22 protein-coding genes are annotated in these 23,594 nt (G+C 55.1%); 15 read left to right on the plus strand and 7 right to left on the minus strand.

Features of this window, described 5'->3' with window-relative positions; all coding sequences use genetic code 11:
* Window positions 1-49 precede the first annotated feature (49 nt).
* Window positions 50-328, plus strand: a complete 279-nt coding sequence (locus JF44_RS0102270; protein WP_033067323.1) for a CopG family ribbon-helix-helix protein — start codon at window positions 50-52, stop codon at window positions 326-328.
* Entirely contained in the window at window positions 316-609 is a 294-nt protein-coding gene (locus JF44_RS0102275) for a type II toxin-antitoxin system RelE/ParE family toxin (RefSeq protein ID WP_033067324.1), read from the plus strand. The genes JF44_RS0102270 and JF44_RS0102275 overlap by 13 nt, the downstream gene beginning before the upstream one ends.
* A 21-nt stretch (window positions 610-630) precedes the next feature.
* Here JF44_RS0102275 and JF44_RS0102280 read toward each other — a convergent pair whose 3' ends face one another.
* A complete protein-coding gene (locus JF44_RS0102280; protein WP_033067325.1) occupies window positions 631-1,584 on the minus strand; it encodes a LysR family transcriptional regulator in 954 nt (317 codons plus the stop codon).
* Window positions 1,585-1,757: 173 nt separating this feature from the next.
* Here JF44_RS0102280 and speB point away from each other — a divergent pair, with 173 nt between their 5' ends.
* The 5 genes from speB to JF44_RS0102305 all read left to right on the plus strand — a co-directional run bounded on the left by speB (window position 1,758) and on the right by JF44_RS0102305 (window position 9,239).
* Window positions 1,758-2,771 carry an agmatinase gene (speB, locus tag JF44_RS0102285; RefSeq protein WP_033067326.1) on the plus strand — a complete coding sequence of 338 codons (1,014 nt, stop codon included), beginning with the start codon at window positions 1,758-1,760 and terminating at the stop codon, window positions 2,769-2,771.
* Window positions 2,772-2,820: 49 nt separating this feature from the next.
* Entirely contained in the window at window positions 2,821-3,798 is a 978-nt protein-coding gene (locus tag JF44_RS0102290) for an ABC transporter substrate-binding protein (RefSeq protein WP_033067327.1), read from the plus strand.
* 31 nt (window positions 3,799-3,829) lie between these two features.
* Window positions 3,830-4,624, plus strand: coding sequence for an ABC transporter permease (locus JF44_RS0102295; protein WP_033067328.1), 795 nt, complete (start codon window positions 3,830-3,832; stop codon window positions 4,622-4,624).
* A gap of 14 nt (window positions 4,625-4,638) precedes the next feature.
* Entirely contained in the window at window positions 4,639-5,439 is an 801-nt protein-coding gene (locus JF44_RS0102300) for an ABC transporter ATP-binding protein (protein WP_033067329.1), read from the plus strand.
* A 713-nt stretch (window positions 5,440-6,152) separates the two neighbouring features.
* Window positions 6,153-9,239, plus strand: a complete 3,087-nt coding sequence (locus JF44_RS0102305; RefSeq protein WP_052065375.1) for an FAD-binding and (Fe-S)-binding domain-containing protein — start codon at window positions 6,153-6,155, stop codon at window positions 9,237-9,239.
* A gap of 16 nt (window positions 9,240-9,255) precedes the next feature.
* On the opposite strand, the gene JF44_RS0102310 is transcribed toward JF44_RS0102305, so the two are convergent.
* Window positions 9,256-10,035 carry a hypothetical protein gene (locus JF44_RS0102310; RefSeq protein ID WP_033067330.1) on the minus strand — a complete coding sequence of 260 codons (780 nt, stop codon included), beginning with the start codon at window positions 10,033-10,035 and terminating at the stop codon, window positions 9,256-9,258.
* A gap of 204 nt (window positions 10,036-10,239) precedes the next feature.
* Here JF44_RS0102310 and vapB point away from each other — a divergent pair, with 204 nt between their 5' ends.
* Genes vapB through JF44_RS0102325 form a run of 3 tightly spaced genes read left to right on the plus strand, consistent with a single transcriptional unit; the run spans window position 10,240 to window position 11,864 of the window.
* Window positions 10,240-10,470 (plus strand): type II toxin-antitoxin system VapB family antitoxin, encoded by a 231-nt coding sequence (gene vapB / locus JF44_RS0102315; protein WP_033067331.1) that lies wholly within the window; start codon window positions 10,240-10,242, stop codon window positions 10,468-10,470.
* Window positions 10,470-10,868: a type II toxin-antitoxin system tRNA(fMet)-specific endonuclease VapC gene (gene vapC / locus JF44_RS0102320; protein WP_033067332.1), complete on the plus strand. Its 399-nt coding sequence runs from the start codon at window positions 10,470-10,472 to the stop codon at window positions 10,866-10,868. Before vapB ends, vapC begins: the two co-directional genes overlap by 1 nt.
* Window positions 10,869-10,919: 51 nt before the next feature.
* The gene (locus JF44_RS0102325; RefSeq protein WP_033067333.1) at window positions 10,920-11,864 is read left to right on the plus strand and encodes a hypothetical protein; all 945 of its coding nucleotides are present in this window, start codon (window positions 10,920-10,922) and stop codon (window positions 11,862-11,864) included.
* A 127-nt stretch (window positions 11,865-11,991) separates the two neighbouring features.
* Here JF44_RS0102325 and hydA read toward each other — a convergent pair whose 3' ends face one another.
* The 5 genes from hydA to JF44_RS0102350 form a co-directional block, all read right to left on the minus strand.
* The gene (hydA, locus tag JF44_RS0102330; protein ID WP_033067334.1) at window positions 11,992-13,407 is read right to left on the minus strand and encodes a dihydropyrimidinase; all 1,416 of its coding nucleotides are present in this window, start codon (window positions 13,405-13,407) and stop codon (window positions 11,992-11,994) included.
* Window positions 13,408-13,423: 16 nt separating this feature from the next.
* The gene (locus JF44_RS0102335; RefSeq protein ID WP_033067335.1) at window positions 13,424-14,674 is read right to left on the minus strand and encodes a cysteine desulfurase-like protein; all 1,251 of its coding nucleotides are present in this window, start codon (window positions 14,672-14,674) and stop codon (window positions 13,424-13,426) included.
* A gap of 32 nt (window positions 14,675-14,706) precedes the next feature.
* Entirely contained in the window at window positions 14,707-15,447 is a 741-nt protein-coding gene (locus JF44_RS0102340; RefSeq protein ID WP_033067336.1) for an amino acid ABC transporter ATP-binding protein, read from the minus strand.
* Window positions 15,447-16,118, minus strand: coding sequence for an amino acid ABC transporter permease (locus tag JF44_RS0102345; protein ID WP_033067337.1), 672 nt, complete (start codon window positions 16,116-16,118; stop codon window positions 15,447-15,449). Before JF44_RS0102345 ends, JF44_RS0102340 begins: the two co-directional genes overlap by 1 nt.
* Before the next feature lie 82 nt (window positions 16,119-16,200).
* Window positions 16,201-16,998, minus strand: coding sequence for an ABC transporter substrate-binding protein (locus tag JF44_RS0102350; RefSeq protein WP_033067338.1), 798 nt, complete (start codon window positions 16,996-16,998; stop codon window positions 16,201-16,203).
* A 173-nt stretch (window positions 16,999-17,171) separates the two neighbouring features.
* Between JF44_RS0102350 and JF44_RS0102355 the strand changes: the two genes are divergently transcribed.
* The 5 genes from JF44_RS0102355 to rbbA all read left to right on the plus strand — a co-directional run bounded on the left by JF44_RS0102355 (window position 17,172) and on the right by rbbA (window position 23,590).
* Complete coding sequence (locus JF44_RS0102355) at window positions 17,172-17,861, plus strand: FadR/GntR family transcriptional regulator (protein WP_033067339.1); 690 nt, start codon at window positions 17,172-17,174, stop codon at window positions 17,859-17,861.
* 77 nt (window positions 17,862-17,938) lie between these two features.
* Complete coding sequence (locus JF44_RS20075; RefSeq protein ID WP_081944309.1) at window positions 17,939-18,724, plus strand: cache domain-containing protein; 786 nt, start codon at window positions 17,939-17,941, stop codon at window positions 18,722-18,724.
* A 104-nt stretch (window positions 18,725-18,828) separates the two neighbouring features.
* The gene (locus tag JF44_RS0102365; protein WP_156111566.1) at window positions 18,829-19,521 is read left to right on the plus strand and encodes a hypothetical protein; all 693 of its coding nucleotides are present in this window, start codon (window positions 18,829-18,831) and stop codon (window positions 19,519-19,521) included.
* Window positions 19,522-19,742: 221 nt separating this feature from the next.
* Window positions 19,743-20,753 (plus strand): HlyD family secretion protein, encoded by a 1,011-nt coding sequence (locus JF44_RS0102370; protein WP_033067433.1) that lies wholly within the window; start codon window positions 19,743-19,745, stop codon window positions 20,751-20,753.
* An 11-nt stretch (window positions 20,754-20,764) separates the two neighbouring features.
* Entirely contained in the window at window positions 20,765-23,590 is a 2,826-nt protein-coding gene (gene rbbA, locus JF44_RS0102375; protein WP_033067341.1) for a ribosome-associated ATPase/putative transporter RbbA, read from the plus strand.
* Window positions 23,591-23,594: the final 4 nt, after the last annotated feature.

Below are 23,594 nucleotides of genomic sequence, written 5' to 3' on the forward strand. Positions count from 1 at the left end.
AAACACGATAGGGTAGTACAAGGTATTACCTTTTGGTTCGGAGGCTCACATGGTATCTGCAACGTCCATCAAGCTTGATGACGACATGAAAGGTCGCGTTCGGGATCTTGCCGAAGCCCGGCAGCGTACATCTCACTGGATCATGCGCGAAGCGATCGCGCAATATGTCGAACGCGAGGAGAAGCGTGAGGCGCTAAAGCGTGACACGCTACAGGCGTGGGAAGAGTTCCAGCAAACAGGCCTTCATGCAACGGCTGAAGAGGTCGACCGCTGGCTGGAGAGCTGGGGAACGGACGATGAATTACCCGCACCCAAATGTCACAAGTAAGATTTGCACCGGCAGCCATTCGGGATCTGCAACGGCTCCGTGACTTTCTGCGCTCACAAAACCCCGATGCCGCGCGCCGTGCCGGAGAAGCCATCCGTCAAGGCGTGAAAGTGCTTGGCGCCCACCCGAACCTTGGCCGACTGGTCGATGACCTTCCTGAAGCGTTTCGGGAATGGCTTATCGAGTTCGGTGACAGCGGCTATGTCGTGCGATACCGGATTGACGGGGATACGGTGACCATTCTGGTCATCCGGCATCAGCGCGAAGCAGGATATTCTTGAAAGTCCGCTTCAGCCTCCACCTCATTTCTTATCCAGCGTCGGCGGCACGGTTTTGATTGCGGTCACCGTCGGGTGCACCTCGATCAAACATTCGCGGAACACGCGCGCCATACGTGACATCACCGATTGCGGGAAGTTCGCCACACACATGCCGATCTTGAAGCTGAGCAGATCGGGACGCAGCGCCCGCATTTCGCCGCGTTCCACCCATTGCCGGGCAAAGTGGGTCGGCAGGAAGCTGACAAACTTCCCACTTCGGATCAGGTACGCCAGACCTTCCATGTCATAGGCCGTCGCACTGGGCGGATGTTTGAACAGCGACTGAAACGCCAGCGCCACTGAATAGCCGCGCCGGGCGTATTTCTGCTCTGCCAGTTGTTCAATCGGCATTTTTGCGTCGGCATTTTCAAACAGCGGATGATCCTTGCCGCAATACATCGTCTGTTCTTCGTGAAAAAGCTGCTGCATCTGCACCGCCGCATTCATCGGCTGGTTGGGCATGACGGCAACTTCCATCTGCCGGCTGAGCAACGCATTTTCAATCTGATTGGGCGAGACGACAACAAAGGTCGGATGCACACCCGGTGCGCGTTCATGAAACAGCGCAATCGCCTGATCAAGCTTGCAATTGGTGTTTTCCACCATCGCATCAACCACACCAATGCGAAGCTCGCCGACCATATTGCCGCGGATCGCCCCGACCTCGGCGCGAAATGAGTCAGCTGCGGCAAAAAGTTTTATGACTTCGCTATAGATCTTTTGCCCATGTTCGGTCAGCGAAAAGCCCGACCGCCCGCGCCGACAGAGCTTTACCCCCAACCGGGTTTCAAGGGCGGACATCTGGGTGCTGATGGTGGATCTGGAAATGCCCAATTCATCCTGGGCGGCGGTAAAACCGTTGCTTTCGACGATGGTTCGGAAAATACGCAACTGGCGGAAATCCACATCACTGAGCGGCGGAAGTGTCACTGACATCGGCGGCAGACCTTCGTGAAAGCAATAGGTTGAGAAAATCGGACGTTTAGTTTGAAAGTTTCATATTATTGAACACGTCTCCCCGTGGCAATGTTTGCGCACGCTTTGAACCATTCTATTGCGCCACCGCGCTACCAGCGCTACCAGCACCATCGCCTTGAGGAACATCGCCAATGAGCAACGCCACCGACAAACCCGATAGTGCATCGCTTTCCTTTGTTCCGCCTTCGGCGATGACCCTGCCGCGTTATGCCGGTGTCGCAAGCTTCATGCGCGCCCCGCATCTTTCGATTGAGGATGCAGCCTTAAGCGAGGTCGATATCGCGATGATCGGCGTGCCATGGGATGGCGGCACCACCAACCGCCCCGGCGCGCGGCACGGTCCGCGCCAGTTGCGCGATCTGTCCACCATGATCCGGCCCAAACACCCGGCCACCGGCCAGAACCCGTTTGAAGACCGCAACATTGCCGATCTGGGCGATGCGCCGGTCAATCCGGCCGATATCATGGATACGCTCGAAAGTGTGACCGGCTTTATTGCCAAGCTGAAATCAAAGGGCATCAGCCCGCTGAGCGCCGGTGGCGATCATTTGCTGTCCTATCCGATCCTCAAGGCACTGGCAGCCGACGGGCCGCTTGGCATGGTGCATTTTGATGCCCATACCGACCTTTTTGACAGCTATTTCAACGGTTACAAATACACCCACGGCACGCCCTTCCGCCGCGCGATCGAGGACGGTTACCTTGATCCCAAGCGCGTGGTTCAGATCGGCATTCGCGGCACGATGTATGACGGCGAAGACGTTGAATGGGGCCTTGCCCAAGGGGTTCGCATCATCCGCATGGAAGAGGTCCTTGATCGCGGCATTGACGCCGTCATGGCCGAGGCGCGCGACATTGTCGGCATGCATAAAACCTATGTCAGTTTTGACATTGATTCCGTCGACCCCGCCTTTGCGCCGGGCACCGGCACACCGGAAATTGGCGGCTTTAACAGCCGCGAAGCCCAGAAAATGATCCGGCAGCTCGCCGGACTGAACCTTGTCGGGGCAGACCTTGTCGAGGTCTCACCCCCGTTTGATCCTTCGGGAGGAACCGCCTGGCTTGGCATCTCGCTCATGTATGAATTGCTGTGCGTACTGGCCGGGTCAAACGCCACCAATAACCCGAACCGAAAATCGGGCTGAGGCACAATAAATCTCAATCAGAGAGCATCTCACACCGGAGACACCATCTATGAAACGCGTACTTTCGAAAATCTGCCTGTCGGGTGCGGCACTCGCAACCGCCTTCTCGCTTTCCCAGGTCGCCTCGGCCGAGGAACTCACCATCGCCCATTCCACCTGGGTTGGCTATGGCCCGCTTTATATCGCGCAGGAAGAAGGCTTCTTTGAAGAAGAAGGCCTTGATGTTGATCTTGTCGTTATGGAAGACGTCAAAACCCGTATGCCCGCCCTGGCTGCTGGCCGGATTGACGTTGCCGTCACCACGATTGACACCGTGCTTGGTTTCTACACCGAAGACCATCCGCTGACCTATCTGTTTGCGCTTGATGACTCACGCGGCGGCGACGGTATTGTTGCCAATGCCGACATCAAATCCCTTGCCGACCTTAAGGGCAAAAACGTTGCCTATACCGAGGGGTCTGTTTCCCAGTTCTTCCTCAGTGTCCTTCTTAAAGAAGCCGGCATGAGCCTTGATGACGTCAACTCGATGAACATGTCGGCTGGTGATGCCGGTGCGGCCTTTGTTGCCAAGCGTGTTGACGCCGCTGTGACCTGGGAGCCGTGGCTGACCCGGGGGCAGGATACCGAACATGGTCATCTGCTGATTGACAGCTCCAAGGCACCGGGCCTGATCACTGACATCGCGGTCACGACCGAGGAAACGCTCAAATCCCGTCGTCCGGAAATGGAAGCGCTGTATCGTGCATGGGCCAAGGCCGTTGCCTGGCAGAAAGCAAACGAAGACGCAGCCGACGCGATTATGGCCAAAGGCGTTGGCGGCTGGCTTGATGATCCGGCGGTCTTTGCCGACACCCGTTCGGGCATTGCGTTTTACGATGCAGACATGAACAAGACCTTCATGGATCCGTCCAACCCGGACGGCATTGTTAGCACCATTGCCAATGCCATGACCCTTGGCAAGGAAGGCGGCCTGTTCACCATGGACGCCGATCCCGAAAGCCTTCTGGCTGCTGACATCGTCAAGTAACAAGAACACCCAAGCTTAAAGAGCAAGCATCATGTGGACCAGATCCCTTTTCTCGCCCAAGACCGACATTGACAGGGCAACCTATATCGTCCTGTCGCTGATTTCGGTTGCAGTTGTCATGGCCCTTTGGTGCTTGCTCACCTATGGCGGGATTACGCCCAAGGACTTCCTTGCCGCCCCGCACGAGGTGGTGCAAGCAGGCATCAAACGCATTGGCAATATGTCGCTGTTTGAACATATGTCGGCAAGCCTTGTTGTCATCCTGTCGGGCTTTATCCTTGCCTCCGTCTTTGCCGTTCCGATCGGCATCCTGATGGGCAGTTTCCGCGCGGTTCAGGCGCTGATTGAACCGATCACCGGTTTCATGCGCTATATCCCGGTTTCCGCCCTGATCCCGCTTCTGATCCTGTGGATCGGCATCGGGATCGAACAGAAAATCATGGTGATTTTCCTCGGCACCTTTTTCCAGCAGCTCATCCTGATTTCCGACGTTTCGGCCCGGATTTCCAAGGATCTGATTGACTGCGCCTACACCCTTGGTGCGGATCGCAGGCGCGTCGTCACCCGTGTGCTGGTTCCGGCCTGCATGCCCGGTGTGATGGATAACCTGCGCGTCACCATGGGCTGGGCCTGGACCTATCTTGTTGTCGCCGAACTGGTCGCAGCCGACACCGGCCTTGGTTATATGATCCTCAATGCCATGCGCGGGCTGTTTACCGATGTGATTTTGCTTGGTGTCTTTACCATCGGCATTCTGGGCCTGATCACCGACTTCTTCTTTAAATGGGCACGCCGGCGCTTGCTGCCCTGGTCTGCTGATTTTTAAGGGGCGATACACTCATGAGCATGCTTTCCCTCCGTGACATCACGGTCCGTTTCGAACCCAAGGACAAACCGCCGGTTCTGGCCCTGGATGATGTATCGCTTGATGTGGCCAATGATACCTTTTCGGTCATTGTCGGCCCGTCAGGCTGTGGCAAATCAACCTTACTTCGTCTTGTCGCCGGGCTTGAAACCCCGACATCGGGGCGGCTTGAACTTGATGGCGAACCGATCAACGGTCCGTCTGCTGATCGCGGTATGGTGTTTCAAAGCTACACCCTGTTTCCGTGGCTCACGGTCCGTGAAAACGTCATGTTCGGCCCAAAGCTTAAAAACCTTGCGAAATCCGAATGCGAAGACATCGCCGATGATCTGATCAAGGCGGTGCATCTTGACGAGTTTGAGAAATCCTATCCCAAGGAACTTTCAGGCGGCATGCGTCAACGTGTGGCCCTTGCCCGGGCGCTGGCCAATGATCCCCGCATTCTGTTGATGGATGAACCGTTTGGCGCGCTCGACAGCCAAACCCGTCAGATGATGCAGGAACTGTTGCTTGATGTCTGGCAAAGCCGCCGCAAGACGGTGCTGTTCATCACCCATGACATTGACGAGGCGATCTTCCTGGGCGATGAAGTGCACGTGATGTCCGCCCGCCCCGGCCTGATCAAACAGTCGCTTGATATCGCGATCCCTCGCCCGCGCCATATAGATGCGCTCACCAGCCCGGAATTCATGGATTACAAACGCACCATCCTGTCACTGATGCATGACGAGGCAATCAAGGCCGAAGACGCTGCCAACCACCGCAAAACGGCCTAAGCCCCGCAAACAAAGCGACAAAACAAACACCTGCCTGACTTGCCACCACCCGACAGGCTCAGGCACAGGGAATGTGCGGCTCACAGCAAACCCCGCACATTCCCGCTCCTGTCCGGCATGGAAACCCGTTCAAAGCCACATATTCCGGGCAACACAGCGCTACGCACACCACGACTCCCGACCACCGCAGAGCACAGCCTGCCCGGCAATACCGTGCCTCAGGCAAGGAAATCGCCCCCTTGCAGCCGCTTCCGCCCCAAACAAACACACCCCACTGCCACTGCCACCGCCCCATCACCCGCAAACGATAGAATACCGTGCCTTGCGCAAGCTTTTGCAGCCATACGCGGTAAAATTCCTTGTGCAGCAGGACGAAATCCTACATCAGGAAACCGACCAAAATCGGCGTCGGCGGCAAGTCGAAGACCATCCCCTGACCGATGCAAATATTGCATCCTGAAATTCAGCCTGAACCAAATTGTATGAGGGTTTAAAATCGTCTGTCGGCACTCATTTTGACCGCTGGTTTGGGGTGCTTTGCCCGGCAATTTGATTATTCATTTTTTTTGAATAATCGTTCGGAATTTTCGATTTGTGTATTCAATCGCGATCAGGTCAAATGGGTTTTCATGCCAGATCGGGGTCCCCGGCCCGCACCGGAAAATCCCGCCAAAAGGCATATGATATTATCATACGAGTATTGAGAGAGCCCGATGTCCGTCCCTGCCCCGGCTGCCACCCCGGTTACGAATGCGTCGAATAAGAGCGTGATCAAAAAATTGCCGGCCCTGACCCCGGATCGGTCGCTTGATAGCTTGACGCTGGGGTTCCTCAAAACGCTGGAGGCGGAGGGGAAATTTCGCGGTGAAATCCATGCCGATTTCCCGACGCGCTTGATCCATGCCACCGATAACAGCGTTTATCAGGTGATGCCAACCGCAGTGCTGCAACCCAAGACGCGGGATGACATCAATGTCGTGATGGAATTGGCGGGGCGGGAGAAATTTTCCGAGGTCAAAATCACCCCGCGCGGGGGTGGCACCGGCACCAATGGTCAGTCGCTGAATAACACCATCATTCTCGATACCTCCAAACACCTCAATAACATCCTGGGCTTTGATGCGGAGCGCGGGCTTGTGCATGTTGAGCCCGGTGTGGTGCTTGATCAGCTTAATGCCTGGCTGAAACCACATGGCTATTTCTTCCCGCCGGCGGTGTCGACCGCAAGCCGTGCGACCGTGGGCGGCATGATCGGGTCGGACAGTTCGGGCAAGGGATCGCGGATTTATGGCAAAACCAGCCATTACATCCATGACATGACCACCGTGCTGATCGATGGCACGGATTTCAATACCCGTGCGATGAGTGCTACTGAAGCCAAGGAAACCATGGCCCGGCCGGATCGCGTGGGGCAGCTTTATCAAAAAATCCATGACGAAATCGCGCCAAGGCGGGATCAGATCAAATCAACCTTCCCGGAAATGAACCGGGGGCTGACGGGCTATAACCTGAAGGAAGCGGTGTCTGATAAAGGCGACATGAACCTGTCGTTCCTGATTGCCGGGGCCGAGGGTAGCCTTGGCATGGTCAAGGAGATTACCTTCCGCGTCATCCCGTTGCCAAAGCACAAAGCGGTTACGGTGGTGCGCTATGACAGCTTTGACTCAGCGCTGCGGCACGTCAAAACCCTGGTGCAGTTTGATCCGGTGGCGATTGAAAGCATCGATGACAAGGTCATGAAACTGGCCCGGCAAGATGAAAGCTGGCACATGCTGGGAAAGCTTCTTGGCACGGAAAACAGCACGGTTCAGACACGCGGCTTTAACGTGGTCGAGTTCGTTGGCGAGAGCGAGGCCGAAGTGGCCGCCAAGCAGGCCGAACTGAAAACCTATCTTGATGCCAACCCGACCGAAGATTTCGCGCCGATTGGCTTTGTGCAGGCGACCGACCCGGGGCAAATTGCCGCGATCTGGTCGATCCGCGCCAAATCAGTGGGGTTGCTGGGCAATCTTGAAGGCAAACGCCGCGCCACCCCGTTTGTCGAAGATACCGCAGTACCACCGGAAAACCTTGCCGATTTTATTGCCGAATTCCGCGCCCTTTTGGATGCCGAGGGCCTTGATTACGGCATGTTTGGCCATGTTGATGTCGGGTGCCTGCATGTCCGCCCGCTGCTGGACATGATGGACGAGGAGGACGAGGCCCGCATTCGCCGGGTGTCGGACGCCGTGGCGGAGCTTACCAAACGGTATAACGGCCTGATCTGGGGCGAGCATGGCAAGGGCTTCCGGGGGGAATATTCACCGATCTATTTCGGCGAAGAACTTTATGACGTTCTTCGCCGCATCAAGGAGGCCTTTGATCCCGAAGGGCAGCTTAACCCCGGCAAGATCGCCTCGCCGTACTCCAAAAACACGCCCATCACCGCGATTGACGAAGCGCCGATGCGCGGCCAGTTCGACCGCGAGATTGAGGATGCGCTTCGCGATGAATACCTTAATGCGACGCGGTGTAACGGCAACGGGGCGTGCTTTAACTGGGACCTGATGGATGCCATGTGCCCGTCCTATAAGGTCACGCGATCGCGTGTGCATTCGCCCAAGGGCCGCGCCGGAATGATCCGCGAATGGATCCGCCAGCTTTCCATCGGCACCGATCCGATGAACAAGGACCTGGCCGTCATCAACAGCCGGGATTTTTCCCATGATGTGTATGAGGCGATGGCCGGTTGCCTGTCCTGCAAGGCGTGCGCGGGGCAATGCCCGGTCAAGGTCGATATCCCGGAAATGAAATCCCGGTTTTTGGAGACCTATCACACGCGCTATAAACGCCCGATCAAGGACCATGTGATTGCCAAGCTGGAATATCTGGCCCCGCTTCTGGCAACCGCACCCGGCCTTTTCAACGCCCTGCAGTCCATCCCGCCGATGCCCTGGATTTTCAAACGCTTCATCGGCCTGACCGATTTGCCAAAGCTCCATACCCAAAGCCTGAAATCTGCCTTGCGCGCACGCGGCATTGGCAAGTTCAAGCAATCTGATCTGGATGGCTTGAGTGCGGATGAAAAGGCCAAGTCGGTGATCCTCGTGCAGGATTGCTTTACCACGCATTATGACACCGACGTGGTTCTGGCCCATGTCGACCTGTTGCAACGCCTTGGATACCGCGTTTTCGTGCCGCCCTACCGCCCCAATGGCAAGGCGATGCATGTGAAGGGGTTCCTCAAACGCTTTGATTATCAGGCGACGCAAAATGACATCGTGCTGGGCAAAATCGCGCAGGCGGGCGTGCCCATGATCGGGATCGAGGCCAGTGTGACGCTTACATATCGGCAGGAATACGACCAGCGCCTTTCAAACCGTCCGGACTATCGCGTGCATCTGTTCCATGAATGGCTGGCGGGCGAGATCGAACACGTCCGCCTGACCCCGCCGAAACTTGATAACGGCGTTAACATGGGCACGACTGAGGCCCCGGCAAGCCTGTTCCCCCATTGCACGGAAAAGACGTCGCTTCCTGATGTTGGCGTGAAATGGCAGAACATCTTTGAAGCCTTCGGGCTTACGCTTACCACGGAAAAAACCGGCTGTTGCGGCATGGCCGGTGTCTATGGCCACGAAACCCGCCACCAGGAAACCTCGCGCGAGCTCTATGACCTGAGTTGGAAAAAGAAGGTTGATGCCACGGGCACCCAAAACATGCTGGTGACCGGCTATTCATGCCGCTGTCAGGTGGATCGCTATGAAGGCGCGAAGCCGCAGCATCCGGTGGAGTATCTTGCCAAGCTTGTCACGAACTAACCTCTTAGATACATGCTTAAGGCCTCTTATCAGCAGTCCTCTGGAAATGACCTATGAATATCGGCCAATTCTCCGGCACCTCTTTGCAGCCAAAAATGAACAAATTTTCAATTCTACGTGCCCGGCTAGGCACGTGGTCTTGACCATCCTCAGGCCCTACCAGCTCCCATAGTTCGTCCACCATCATCACCACAAGAGCAGAACTGTATAAGTAACCGCCATTCGTCAATGTTGCTTTGTCCGCCAACGCATTACCTGTTTTTGCATTCTCCAACCGTTTTTGCTCAGACCACGGCTGATAGCTGGAAATAGCTCGAGTTAAGCGAGCACGCTGAACTTGAAGTTCTCGGATAAACCTAGAAAGCGCCTTTTGCAGAACGGGTTCTGAATGCTGAATACAAACCTGAAGAGCCGTAACATAGTCATCATTTAACTCTGGTAGATCAGGTGTGAACGCTTCTCCTTTACTCATTCTCAATGCAGTTTCGAACGACATAGCAGAAACCTCATGCAAACCTGAAATCACAAGAGGCATGGCACTTTTTGCTGCAACCAGTTGACGCTCTCGTTCATCGTTTACAACTTTGTATTGTTGGCGAATTTGCCAAAGAACTAGCAGCGCAGTCATTGACGCGGCCCCAACTCCAAGAATGCCTGCAGCTAAAGTCTCATGGTTGTAGATCCAATCGTTTAGACCGGACCGAGATGAAATCTCAATTAACAAACCAAAACAGACAATTCCCAGAATTGCCCCACCAAATACCAAAGGCGTTACTTCTTGAGATCGAGTAATCATTCCAATACTTCCCTAGCACTTCTAATTTGCCTTCTACCTAAGCCAATGCGTCACCAATAAGCAAATCGACCACCACCTCACAAGCGTTACCTAAAAAGAATTCTAACCCCTATACATTCACAATCACACAAATGTATATACACTTGACATATACAAGACTCAAGCGCACAATGCCTGAGAGCTTATCCGCGCAAGGAGGCATTGATGACCCAGGCATCCGTATTTCTGAATAACAAAACACAGGCCGTTCGCCTGCCCAAAGATGTTGCCTTTCCTGAAGGCACAAAAACGGTTGAGGTGATTTCGGTCGGGGTGACGCGGGTGATTGTGCCAAGCGATCACTTGTGGGACACGTTTTTTGATGGGCATGCAGTCAGTGATGACTTCATGGAAGACCGCAATCAGCCCGCGATGCAGGAACGGGAAGCGCTGTAATGCTGCGCTTTATGTTAGATACCAATATCTGCATCTATGTGATCAAGAACCGCCCACCGTCCTGCCGGGAGAAATTCACCACCCATAGCGGGGCTTTGGCAATTTCATCGGTCACCATGGCCGAACTGATCTATGGCGCGATGAAATCCGCCAAGCCGGAAAGCAACCTACGGACCATCGAGGAATTCGCCGCCCGCCTGACCGTGCTTGATTTCGACACCCATGCCGCAGGCCATTACGGCGAAATACGCAGCAACCTTGAAGCCAAAGGTACTGTCATCGGCCCCTATGACATGATGATAGCTGGGCACGCACGCAGTCACGGTCTGGTCCTTGTCACCAACAACACCCGCGAGTTTGCACGCGTGGATGGGCTGCGTTTGGAGAATTGGGTTTAGAGAACAAAAGACACATTATTGTGCACAACTTCAAGCGCAGGATGACTCCAGTTGCTTCATTTGATTGACTTGATTGAAAAAAGCCTGTCGTCGGTAGAGTCAGATTTCTTAGGTTGGTTTGAAGGTATCCCCAGCGGTTCAGCATGGCGTGTGATATCTGACTACAGTGTCGACAATTCATCCAAACAAAATGATGCTTACACATTTGTCATACTGCTCAACCACGACACGTCCGAGAATATATCATCTTATGTCAATTCTGTTGCACCGGTTGACATCAAAGGAACACGCACCCCATCAACTGGACTGATCAAATATTTAGCGTGCCCCGTTTCTTTCAGCATCACGTTTGTCGTTGCGCGCAATAGCGACCATCTCAAAGCCTTTATTACATCTGAAGCGATGCTAGACCATGCAATTGGTATGCGAGAGACAATAGCTAACAAGCTAGCTGAAGAACCAGAAAATGCGCATTTTTATGCGCCCCTTGATAGAAGGTTTAACGCGCTTCAACAGGAGCTTGAGGGGAAAAGGGCAAATCTAAAACTATTACGTAAAATGTTTCTTGCTGGAACATTTGCTAGTATCGCGTTCCGCTTACTTGAGCGCAAAAGGCCTTCGAATATTTTCTGGATAACCGACCGTGATGCGATCTTTGACCGACATAATGGGGTTGCATTTGATATTGCTTGGGTCCTTTTCCAAGTAACTAGGCTAAACTTGGCACCTGTCGTGCATTTAACTCGTCCAAAGTTCTACTTTGCTTATCCCGGAATGGATGGGGCTACGGAATATGCAGAATTTGTTCGACTACCCGACTACCTCGCCGGAGTTTTTGCCGATATCCAGCTTCCGCAGATCACATTCAGCCACGGCAAATTCGAACCAATTTTCGAGCAACTAATAATAAACTCCACTAACAACACAGTAATCGAACTACTAACTAGCGTGCGTGACGATCACGTTACGGCCAGACGCCTTCGCTTCACAAAATAAGACGGCAGGCGACATAAAAAGCAGCGCCGTTTAATTGCGCTGCTCTTCTTGTTTCTTCAATGAAGTTCGAGATTCCCGCCTGCGCGGGAATGACGGTGTGGGATGGTCGCAGGTTGTGTCGGTCTGATCAGACCGGCGTTGAGGTCACCAAATTTGATTTCTGCCGTGGCAAATATTTGCCATCCCCCTTTTGGCCGGTGACTTCGCCGTCTTTGACCACGGTTTTGCCGCGGACGATGGTGTGGACGGGCCAGCCTTTGACCTCTAAGCCTTCATAGGGGCTGTAATCGCAGCCCTGTTGCAGGATGTCGTTGGTGATGGTGACGGTTTTATTGGGGTCCCAAAGGGCCAGGTCGGCGTCTGAGCCAATGGCAATCGTGCCCTTTTGCGGGTACATGCCATAGAGTTTGGCGTGGTTGGTGGATGTCAGCGCGACAAAGCGGTTGAGGTCGATGCGGCCCTTTTGCACACCCTCGGAAAACAGGATCGGCAAACGGGTTGCCACGCCGGGAATGCCATTGGGAATCCAGCGGAAGCTTTTCTTGCCCTTTTCATTGAGCTTGCCTTCCAGGTCGTTAAAGCGGAACGGGCAATGATCGGATGAGAACAGGTCAAACACGCCGCGTTCCAGACCATCCCAACAGGCGTCCTGACTTTCCTTGTCGCGTGGCGGCGGGGAGCAGACGAATTTTGCGCCTTCAAGTTCGTTCTGATCCAGATCATCTGCCGTCAGCATGAGATATTGCGGGCAGGTTTCGCCGACGATCTTGCTGCCGCGCACGCGGGCGCGTTCGATTTCTTCCATCGCCTGCTGGTTGGAGACATGAACGATGACAATCGGGGTATCGACGATTTCGGCCAGTGACAATGCGCGATGGGTGGCTTCGCGTTCAGCGGCGATGGGGCGGGTTGTGGCGTGCGATTTGGCGGAGAATTCGCCGGCTGCTTCGTGCTGCCCGATCAGGAAGCGAATGGCGTCTTCGTTTTCGCAATGGACCAGCACCAGCGCGCCGGTGTTTTTGGCCGCACTTAGCGTTTCAAGGATTTCATCATCGCGCAGACGCAGGTTTTCATAGGTCATGAAGACCTTAAACGAGGTATAGCCATCCTCGACCAGGGCCGGGAGCTCCTGCCCCAGAACCGACGGCGTCGGGTCGGTGACGATCAAATGAAATGCCACATCAATATGGCATTTGCCGTCCGCCTTGGCGTGATAGACATCAAGCGAATGCCGCAGGCTGTCGCCCTTTTCCTGCATGCAGAATGCGAGGATCGAGGTATTGCCACCAATGGCGGCCGAGCGCGTGCCACTTTCGAAATCATCGGCCATGACAATGCCATCGCCGGATGGCTGATCAATATGGACGTGGCTGTCGATGCCGCCGGGCATGACATAAAGCCCGGTGGCATCGACGATATCGTCCGCACCATCAAGGGCGCTCGCGATGGCGGCAATCTTGCCATCGGTGATGCCAAGATCGGCAACATAGGTGTCGCTGGCGGTAACGATGGTGCCGTTTTTGATGATGCGGTCAAACTGCATGATGTGGCCTGCCCCCTTATTGATTGGTCGTATCAAGCAGGCGGTCAAACGCCGCCGTCAGACGGTCCACCTGTTCAATCGTGTTGTAGTGCACCATTGAAACACGCACGACGCCAGCATTATCCGATAACCCCATATATTCGACCAGACGGCGTGAATGGAAATCGCCGAAGCGGATGGCGATCTTTTCCGCATCAATTGCCTTGCAGATATCCTCGGCATTGCGGCCATCGAAACGAAAGGCAATGGTGGGAATGCGCGTGCCGTCGCGGTTGTCATCCTGCCCGATGATGACGCAATCATTGCGACCACGAAGGTAGCGCAGCAAACGTTCGGTCAGTGCATTTTCCTGCGTGGCGATGGCGTCATAGGCGGCAACGATTTTATCGCGCGTGCTGCCGCTTTCCCCTGCCCGTTCGCCCAGTTCGGTCAGGTAATCGACAATGCCGCAGACGGAATAGGCCATCTCGTAGCTTGGGTTGCCGGGCTCCAACTTTCCGGGGACTTTGTCCTTGCCGTAGAAATAATGATAGAGCGTATCAAGTTCGAGCAGCAGGTCATATTTGCCATACATCAGCGCCCCGTGCGGGCCATAGGTTTTATAGAGGCTAAAGACATAATAGTCGGCGTCAAATGCCTTAACATCCACCGCACGGTGCGGGGCATAGGCCACGGCATCAACACAGATTTTCGCACCGTTGGCGTGGGCATAATCGGCAAATTCGCGGATCGGATTGATCTCACCAATGATGTTTGACACGTGGGTTACACAGACCAGTTTGGTGCGATCGGTCATCACGGCTTTCAGACCGTCAAGCTCCAGCCGGCCGGTCTGGACATCGGGTTCCCAGAAACGGATTTTCACACCGGACTCTTCCAAACGGACCCAAGGGCCGATGTTGGATTCATGATCGCCAATCGTCACGACGATTTCATCGCCATCGGCAAACTGGCTGACCATTGCGCGGGCAAGGTTTTGCAGCAAAACCGTGGTGGATGCGCCAAAGATGATTTCTTCCGGGCGCGTGGCATTGACCCATTGGGCCGCGGCCTTGCGGGCATCCATAAGCGCCTCTGCCGCCTTTTGGGAGACTTCGTAAGACCCGCCGATCTGCACATTGCGATCATAAAGGAAGCTGTTCATCCGCTCGACCGCCCTTGCGAGGATCTGTGACCCGCCGGCATTGTCAAAGAAAGTCCAGCCGTGTGACAGAGCGGGAAACTGGCTGTGGACATAGTCCATATCAAGGGTACGCTGTGTTGCCATGGAAGGCATCCTCCGAATTTTTGAGTTTGTTTTTAATGAGCAAGAACGGCCTGGAGGAAATTCCGCGTGCGTTCTTCGTTGGGCGCGTCAAAGATTTCGCCTGGGGTTCCGGCCTCGATAATCGCGCCGCCATCCATGAACAGAACCCGGTCGGCGACCTGACGGGCAAAGCCCATTTCATGGGTGACCACCACCATGGTGACCCCGGTCCCGGCGAGCTTTTTCATGACATCCAAAACCTCGCCAACCATTTCGGGATCAAGGGCGGATGTCGGTTCGTCAAACAGTAGCACCTTGGGTTCCATGGCAAGCGCCCTTGCAATGGCGACACGCTGTTGCTGCCCACCCGATAGATGGGCGGGATATTTATCGGCCTGTACGGAAATGCCGACGCGTTCAAGCAAATCGCGCGCGCGTTTTTCGGCGTCCGCCTCCGACATTTTGCGCACCCGGATCGGGGCGAGCATAACGTTGCGCAGCACGGTCATATGCGGAAACAGGTTGAACGACTGAAACACCATGCCGACTTCGGCCCGGACCTGATCCAGATCGGGTCCGGCACGCACCGGAATGCCATCAACAGTGATGTCGCTGCCATCTTCAAACGGTTCGAGATGGTTGATGCAGCGAATAAGGGTGGATTTCCCCGAGCCGGACGGCCCGACAACACACAGCACTTCGCCTTGTGCAATTTCAAGGTCAATGCCATGCAGGGCAACGAAATTGCCATAGGTCTTGCGGAGATTGGAAATCTTGATCAGCGGCGCTTTCATCAGCTTCTCCCGCGGCTAAAACGTTTTTCAAGGCGCGCGACAAAGCGCACCATCGGCAGAAGCAGGATCAGATAGATCACAGCAGCCCCGATCAGCGGCGTCGGATTGGCGGCAAGCGCCTGTGCCTGGGTCGCTTGTTTGAGCAGGTCGGGCATGGCAACGACGGACGCCAGGGCGGTGTCCTTAAGGACGTTGATGCAATTGTTGGTCAGCGGCGGGATGACGATGCGGATCGCCTGGGGCAGGATCACATCGGTCATGGTATAGCGGTTTGACAGACCAAGGGCGGCGGATGCTTCAAACTGGCCCTTGGGAATGGCTTCGATCCCGGCGCGGAAGATTTCAGCCGTATAGGCCGACGACACCAGGGTCAGCGCCGTCACAGCCGAAAAGAAGGGCGACAGGCGAATGCCGACAAAGGGCAGCGCGTAATAGACAATGATCAAAAGGACCAAAAGCGGGATGGAGCGAAAAACATCGATGTAGCCGCGCACCAGCGCATTGACCAAAGGCCCGGAATAAAGACGCATCACCGCCAGAACCAGACCACCAATCAGCCCGGCAATAATACTGGTTGCGCCAATCCCGATGGTGACAAGCAAGCCGTTCATAAGCTGCGGCAGGCTTTGCATCAGCACGGGGATGTTAAAGAACGTCGAAAATAAATCCATTTCACCACCAAGTCAGTGTTGCCCCACCGACGACACCGGGAGTCTCATGGTGCCGTCGGTGGTGTTGAAGTGCGATATGCGCTTAGTCGATCGACGGCATATCAAGCACTTTGACGGTCGAGGTGGTGTCTTCGGGTTTTGCACCGAACCAGGTTTCATGCAGGTCTGCGATGAAGCCTTCTTTTTTCAGCTCGGTAATCACATCGTTCACTTCGGTTGCAAGCGGGGCATCCTTGTTGAACATGATCGAGTATTTTTCGCCGGTGGTGATCCGCTCGACCACTTTGAGGTTCGGCTTGTCTTTTACATAATACAGCAGTGCCGGGATGTCCGAGACATAGCCATGAATACGACCGGCCTGCAGATCAAGCATGGCTGGCGACAGACCTTCGTAACGACGAACATCGTCAAAGCCATAGTCACCGCCATTTTCGGTGACCCACATATCGCCCGTCGAGCCGGTATCAACACCGACAACCTTGCCATCCATATCGGCAAGCCCGGAAACGCCGCCATCGGCCATCGCGGTCAGGGACTGGTCACTGTCATAGTACGGCTGTGCGAAGGTGACAGACTCAAGACGCTTGTCGGTAATGGTGATCGAGGAAACCGCCATATCGATGCGGTCCGACTGAACCGCCGGGAACAGACCGTTGAACGGAATGTTGACGAATTCAACGGTTTTACCCAGACGGCTGGCGATTTCGTTGACCAGATCAACTTCGAAGCCAACGACGGTGCCGTCTGCTTGTTCGAATTCCCACGGAACGTTGCCGATATTGGCGCCAACGGTCAGATCTGCTGCATTTGCAGACGCAAAAGCCGAAACGGCAAGAACACCGCCAACAACCGATGACGTCAAAAAGTTTGCGAACTTCATTATGATTTCCTTGTGTTTTTAGCCAACCCTGAAATAGTGGTCTAACTGGTCAGACCAGTTAGACCAAACAAACATATTTGAATGTCCTGTGCAAGATTGTTTGTGCAAAAAGGAATCAGATTTGTTTTTATACCTTACACTGAACAAAAAATACGCAAGAAGGACCCAAGGGAATGTTCAACCGTACGCCTCTGCCCCAGACGGTCGCGCGACAAATTCAGGAAATGATCCAGAATGGCGAGCTCGCGCCCGGTGACAAAATCCCTTCGCAGCGCGAATTCGCTCAGAAATTCGGGATATCACGTGCATCCCTGCGCGAGGCGCTGCTGACGCTTGAAACATTGGGCCTGATCAAGACCGAAGCCGGACGCGGCACATTTGTGACCGACCCCGCCACGCGGGCATCGGCTGATATGGCACCCTGGCGTTATTCGGAAAGTCACAGCGTATTCGATGTGTTTCAAACCCGCATGATCCTTGAAAGCGAAATCGCCGCCCTTGCGTGCGGGCGCCTTGCCGCAACCCAACTTGAAGCCATGGAAGAGGCCACCAACCGCATGGAAAAGGGCTGGGCCAAGCAGGATCTGATTGCCAATGTCGAGGCGGATCTGGAGTTTCACGGCACGATTGTCGAGGCGTGCTCAAACAGCCTGATGCGCGACCTTTACAAGACAGTGCGTGACAAGATCACGGAAACCCAGCGCCAGCCGATCCCGATCACCGATCCGGAACGGATGCGGGAGTCAATTGGCGAACACCGCAAGATCATTGCAGCCCTTCGCAACAATGACGCCGAGGGCGCACGCCGCGAAATGCAGGCCCATGTGCGCAATACTGCGCGCTGCGCCGGGCTGCAGACCTGACCTGCCCCAACGCCCGGACATAACGATCAGAGAAACGGCCGCATCTTTCTGATGTGATCGGCAAAGGCGTCGATCACATGGGTCGGGTTGAGTTTGGATGTCATGACACGCAGGCCCAGTTTGGGCGGCACCGGCAACAGCGGCAGTGGCGATTTGACGATGAAAAGGTCGTGCGGAACGGCCTTTTACCCCCCTCCGCGCAAGAAGACAGGACCGGCAAGCTCGATGGTGTTATGCCATCGCCACGCCACAGGCATGACCCGCCCCCACAGCAGTCCGGCCAAATAAAGGCACATCAGGTTATCGTGTTATACTTGAATTTATCGGTGCGCTTACAATTTATAGAATCTTGTAGAATCCGGGGGCCGTGGTCCCCCATGAGGAATGTCATGGTTCTATCACGCCTTGCTGCCACATTGGTTTTGATGTGTTTTGCCTTTGCGATCCGCCCGGCACTGGCCGAGACTTCCCGGCTTGAACGGGGCACCCCGGCCGAGGCGCAAGCATTGGTCAAAAAGGCCGTCGCCCATATTGAAAAAGTAGGTATGTCCCAGGCATTCCGCGATTTTTCCGATCCTGACGGGGGATTTCAAGAAAAGGATCTGTACGTTTTCGTGCAGGACTACAAATGCACCTTTCTGGCCCATGGTTTGAACCCGGCCCTGGTGGGGCGCAACATCTGGGACTTGCAAAACCCGAATGGTCAATTTGCCTGCAGGGAAATTGTCAAAAAGACAAAAGAACAGGGTGAAGCGTGGACAGATTATGTTTTTCAAGATCCCTTGACCGGACAATTGGCCGACAAGACCGCTTATACCTATGGGCTGGAACATTGCATGGTGTCTTCGGGTACTTATCGATAATCGGCTTTTTTGCGGCAATTTCAGCCCTGCGTTCGGGTGCTGTACGGCGCTTGGCTTTTATCCTTGGCATCACTGTTGTTTGCCTGACGGGTGGCTTGGGTAGCTTGAGTCCCACATTGGCACAGGAACAGGAACACCCCCCGTCAAACTGGCAGAAACCGGACTGCGCGGGTGACATTGCCCGGCAGTTGCGCATCGCATTGCCCGAAATCATCGAGCTTGGTCAGGGGCTTGGCCCGGTTTCGCTTTTTGACATTGAAAAAACCAGACTGGCCCCGACCCTGGCCGAAGCCGGATATTGCGTCGAGTTCCATCTTTTGCCCTGGCTTCGGGCCGACAGCCAGATCAAAAGCGGCGTGCTGGACGGTTTTGTATCGTCGCAGAATATCGGCTGGTACAGGCGCGACTATTACATCAGCGACCAATTTGCCGAGATCGACATCTTTGTTCTGACCCATCCCGACAAGTTTATGCCAGACGGCTATGCCTATGAAGAGCTGGCAAACCTGCATGTGGCGGTGTTGCTGGGCGACAGTCTTGGGTTTGAACTTTCCGGGCGCGGCATCCCCTATACGACGTTGCCGTCAACGGCAAACCTGACGCGCTTTTTACTGGCAGAGCGGGTTGATGCGGTGCTGGGCTATCGCGGGATGTTTGAAAAATCCGCATCCGGTGCGCTTGAGGCGGGATTGCTGAAAATGAGCCATGTCGGCTCGCGTGACCTTTACCTCATGATTTATCGCGAGGTTGATAAGGCAGAGACGATTATCGATGCGCTCAATGTGCATTTGCGATAGGGCCTTTTGAATTACACCGATGATAAAAAGGCGCGAAAGTTGCGCGACATCAAAGAAACCGGATCGTGCCGGCACCAATATCCCCCCTCAACATCGCTGCATTGCATTAATAAGTGAATTTTGGTCAGATACCCGGACCTAAAAGACGCTTAAGGATGCAGTATTTAACGGGCACCTCAAGTCGCGACATCGGTGCCCCTGCCCCGTTTCCGGAGAATGGCATGAAAAGCTTGCGTATTGTGGTGATCTTGCTGGTGGTGGTAATTGCAGCGTCCGGGGGTGGATATGCCTATTGGCAATCCCAGCAATCCGATATTCCCGATTATATCGCATGGGGCAATGGCCGCATCGAAGCCGAGGAAATCCGCGTCGCCACAAAGTATGCCGGCAGGGTTGAAGACGTTCTGGTTCAGGAAGGCGATCAGGTCACGAAGGGTCAGATTCTGGCACGGATGGATACCGCCGAACTGATCGCAAGCCGTGCCCGCGCACGTGCCGAAGTTGCGGGCGCCGAACAAGGCATTGCCGAGGCGGAGGCCCAGATCATCCAGCGCGAAAGCGAGCTTTCCTTCGCCGAGCAGCAGCTTTCACGCGCACAGGAACTGGTCAAAAACAACAATATTTCCCGCCAGCAGGTCGATCAACGCCAGGCCGATCGCGATGTTGCCAAGGCAGCCTTAAGTGCCGCACAGGCCCGACTGGAAAGTGCGCGGCTGAATGTGACGGCAGCAGCGGCCGAACTTGAACGGATTGAAGTACAGATTGATGATTCCGTCCTTAAGGCCCCGCGTGACGGGCGGGTGCAGTACCGCCTTGCCGAACCCGGAGAGGTTCTGGCCGGGGGTGGCCCGGTCATCACCATGATCGACCTGACCGATGTTTACATGAATGTGTTTTTGCCGACCCGTCAGGCCGGGCTTGCCTTTGTTGGCAATGAAGCGCGGATTGTTCTGGATGCTGCATCGGATTTTGTCATTCCGGCCAAGGTATCGTTCGTCGCCGATGACGCGCAATTCACCCCGCGTGAAGTCGAAACGCGGTCCGAGCGCGACAAACTGATGTTTCGCGTCAAGGTGCGGATTAATCGGGAATTGCTTTCCGAGCATATCAAGCGAGTAAAAACCGGCCTTCCGGGAGAAGCATATATCATGCTCGCCGATCATACGGACTGGCCCGATGCCCTGACCCCGAATGTTCCCGATGACGCGACCCTGCGTCAGAACACACAATAGAGCGCCGCAACATGGTGGAGCGCGCCGACAATAGCGATACAGCACCGCGGCTTGCCGTGCACCTTGACGGCGTTTCGCACCGCTATGGCAAGGTCACAGCCCTTGATGACATCAGCCTTGAAATCCCGGCGGGTCAGACTGTCGGCTTCATTGGCCCGGATGGTGTCGGGAAATCAAGCGCGCTTGCCCTGATTTCCGGTGCGCGCAAAGTTCAGGGCGGCACGGTCAAAGTGCTTGGCGGATCGATGGAGAACGCCAAACATCGCAACACGATCCTGCCGCGCATTGCCTATATGCCCCAGGGGCTTGGCAAGAACCTTTATATGGATCTGACGGTGCGTGAGAACCTTGCATTTTTCGGCCGTCTGTTTGGTCAGGGAAAGCACGAACGCGATGAACGGATTGCCCGGCTTGTGGCGGCGACCGGGCTTGATCCCTTTACCACGCGCCCGGCGGGCAAGCTTTCGGGGGGCATGAAACAGAAGCTTGGGCTTTGCTGTGCGCTGATCCATGACCCCGATATCCTGATACTCGACGAGCCAACCACCGGGGTTGATCCCCTGTCGCGCCAGCAATTCTGGCAATTGATTGATGCGATCCGCCAAACCCAAAGCGAGATGACGGTTCTGGTCGCGACCGCCTATATGGATGAAGCGGCACGCTTTGACCGGTTGATTGCGATGAATGATGGCAGGGTTCTGGCAACCGGCACCGCCCCGGAGATTTTGGCCCGCACCGGGTCCGAGACACTTGAAGCGGCCTTTATCGCGCTGTTGCCCGAAGAAGAACGCCAGGGTCACCACACGCTTTCGATCCCGCCCCGCACAGTGAACCGCGAAACTCCGGCGATCTCGGCCGAACATCTGACCAAGAAGTTTGGCGATTTTACCGCTGTCGATGATGTCAGCTTCCGGATTGAAAAAGGCGAGATTTTCGGGTTTCTCGGCTCCAACGGTTGTGGCAAGACCACGACCATGAAGATGCTGACCGGGCTTCTGGATGCGACCGAGGGAACGGCAGAACTGTTTGGCAAACCGGTCGACGGGCAGGATATCGCCCTTCGTAACCGGGTTGGCTATATGAGCCAGGCCTTTTCGCTTTATTCCGAATTGACCGTGATGCAGAACCTTGAACTGCATGCCCATCTGTTTCACCTGCCCAAGGATCAGATCAGAAAACGCATTGATGAACTGTCCGACCGGTTCGGGCTTGGCCCCTATCACGATGATCTGAGCGCGCGTTTGCCGCTTGGCGTGCGTCAGCGTCTTTCGCTTGCCGTTGCGATCATTCATAGCCCGGAAATCCTGATTTTGGATGAACCGACATCGGGGGTTGATCCGGTGGCACGCGACGGATTCTGGGAATTGCTGGTCGAGCTTTCGCGCGATCAAGGGGTGACGATTTTCATTTCCACCCACTTCATGAATGAGGCGGAGCGCTGTGATCGCATATCCTTGATGCATGCGGGCAAGGTTTTGATCAGTGACACCCCCGATGCAATCACCAAAGGGCGCGGCAGCGACAGCCTGGAAGAAGCGTTTATCAGCTATCTTGAAGAAGCGGATGGCGCGGGTGGCACGGATGGCGCGGGTGGCGCAGATACGCAAACCGCAACGGAACCGGCATCGGCACAGGCAGTGGTCGCCCCGCAAGATGCGCTTGCAACGGCCAAGGGCAACGCGGCGCACTGGAAACCGGCGCGTGCATCACTTTTCAGTTTCCGACGGTTATGGGCCTATTCGCTGCGGGAAACCATGGAACTGGTGCGCGATCCGATCCGGTTGATGTTTGCCCTGATCGGCACAGCGATCCTGATGCCGGTTTTCGGGTTTGGCATTACCTTTGATGTTGAAAACCTGACCTATGCGGTGCTTGATCGCGACCGGACCCCCGAAAGCCGCACCTATATCGAAAATCTTTCAAGTTCGCGCTATTTCGAGCCGCAGGCACCGCTGATCAGCAATGCTGATCTTGAAGCACGATTGCTTTCGGGGGATGTGACGCTTGCCATTGAAATCCCGCCGGGGTTCGGACGCGATGTCGGGCGCGGCACCAGCCCGGAAATCGGCGCGTTTATTGATGGCAGCATGCCGTTTCGCGCCGAAACCATTCATGGCTATGTCGAAGGCATCCATCAGCAATATCTCGGCGAAAAGACCAAACGCGACATTGGCAGTTCCGAGCGTAACCAGACCATGCAGATCGAAACGCGCTATCGCTATAATCAGGATTTCAAAAGCATCTATGCGATGGTGCCATCGGTGATTGCCCTGCTTTTGATGTTTATTCCGGCAGTTCTGATGGCGGTCGGGGTGGTGCGCGAAAAGGAACTTGGATCGATCACCAACCTTTATGTCACACCGGTTTCACGGCTTGAATTTTTGTGGGGCAAGCAATTGCCCTATGTCGGGTTGGGGCTTGTCAATTTCGTGTTGATGAGCGCGATGGCGCTGTTCTGGTTTGACGTGCCGATCCGGGGCAATGGCCTGACGCTTTTGATCGGGGCGATCCTGTTTGTGATTGCCACCACCGGGCTTGGGCTTTTGATTTCATCCTTTACCAGCACCCAGATCGCCGCCCTGTTTGGCACGGCGATTGCCACCATGGTGCCATCGGTGATGTTTTCAGGGATGATGCAGCCGGTATCATCCCTTGAAGGGGTGCCGGTGGTGCTGTCGACCATCATTCCGACATCACATTTCATGTCGATCAGTGTCGGCACCTTTACCAAGGCGCTGGGCTTTGCCGAGCTTTATCCCGAACTGATCACTCTTTTGGTCTTTTTCCCGGCATTGACGATCCTTTCGATACTGCTTTTGAAAAAGCAGGAGGCATAAGACC

It is taken from the genome of Thalassospira australica (assembly GCF_000763295.1).
Lineage (GTDB): Bacteria > Pseudomonadota > Alphaproteobacteria > Rhodospirillales > Thalassospiraceae > Thalassospira > Thalassospira australica.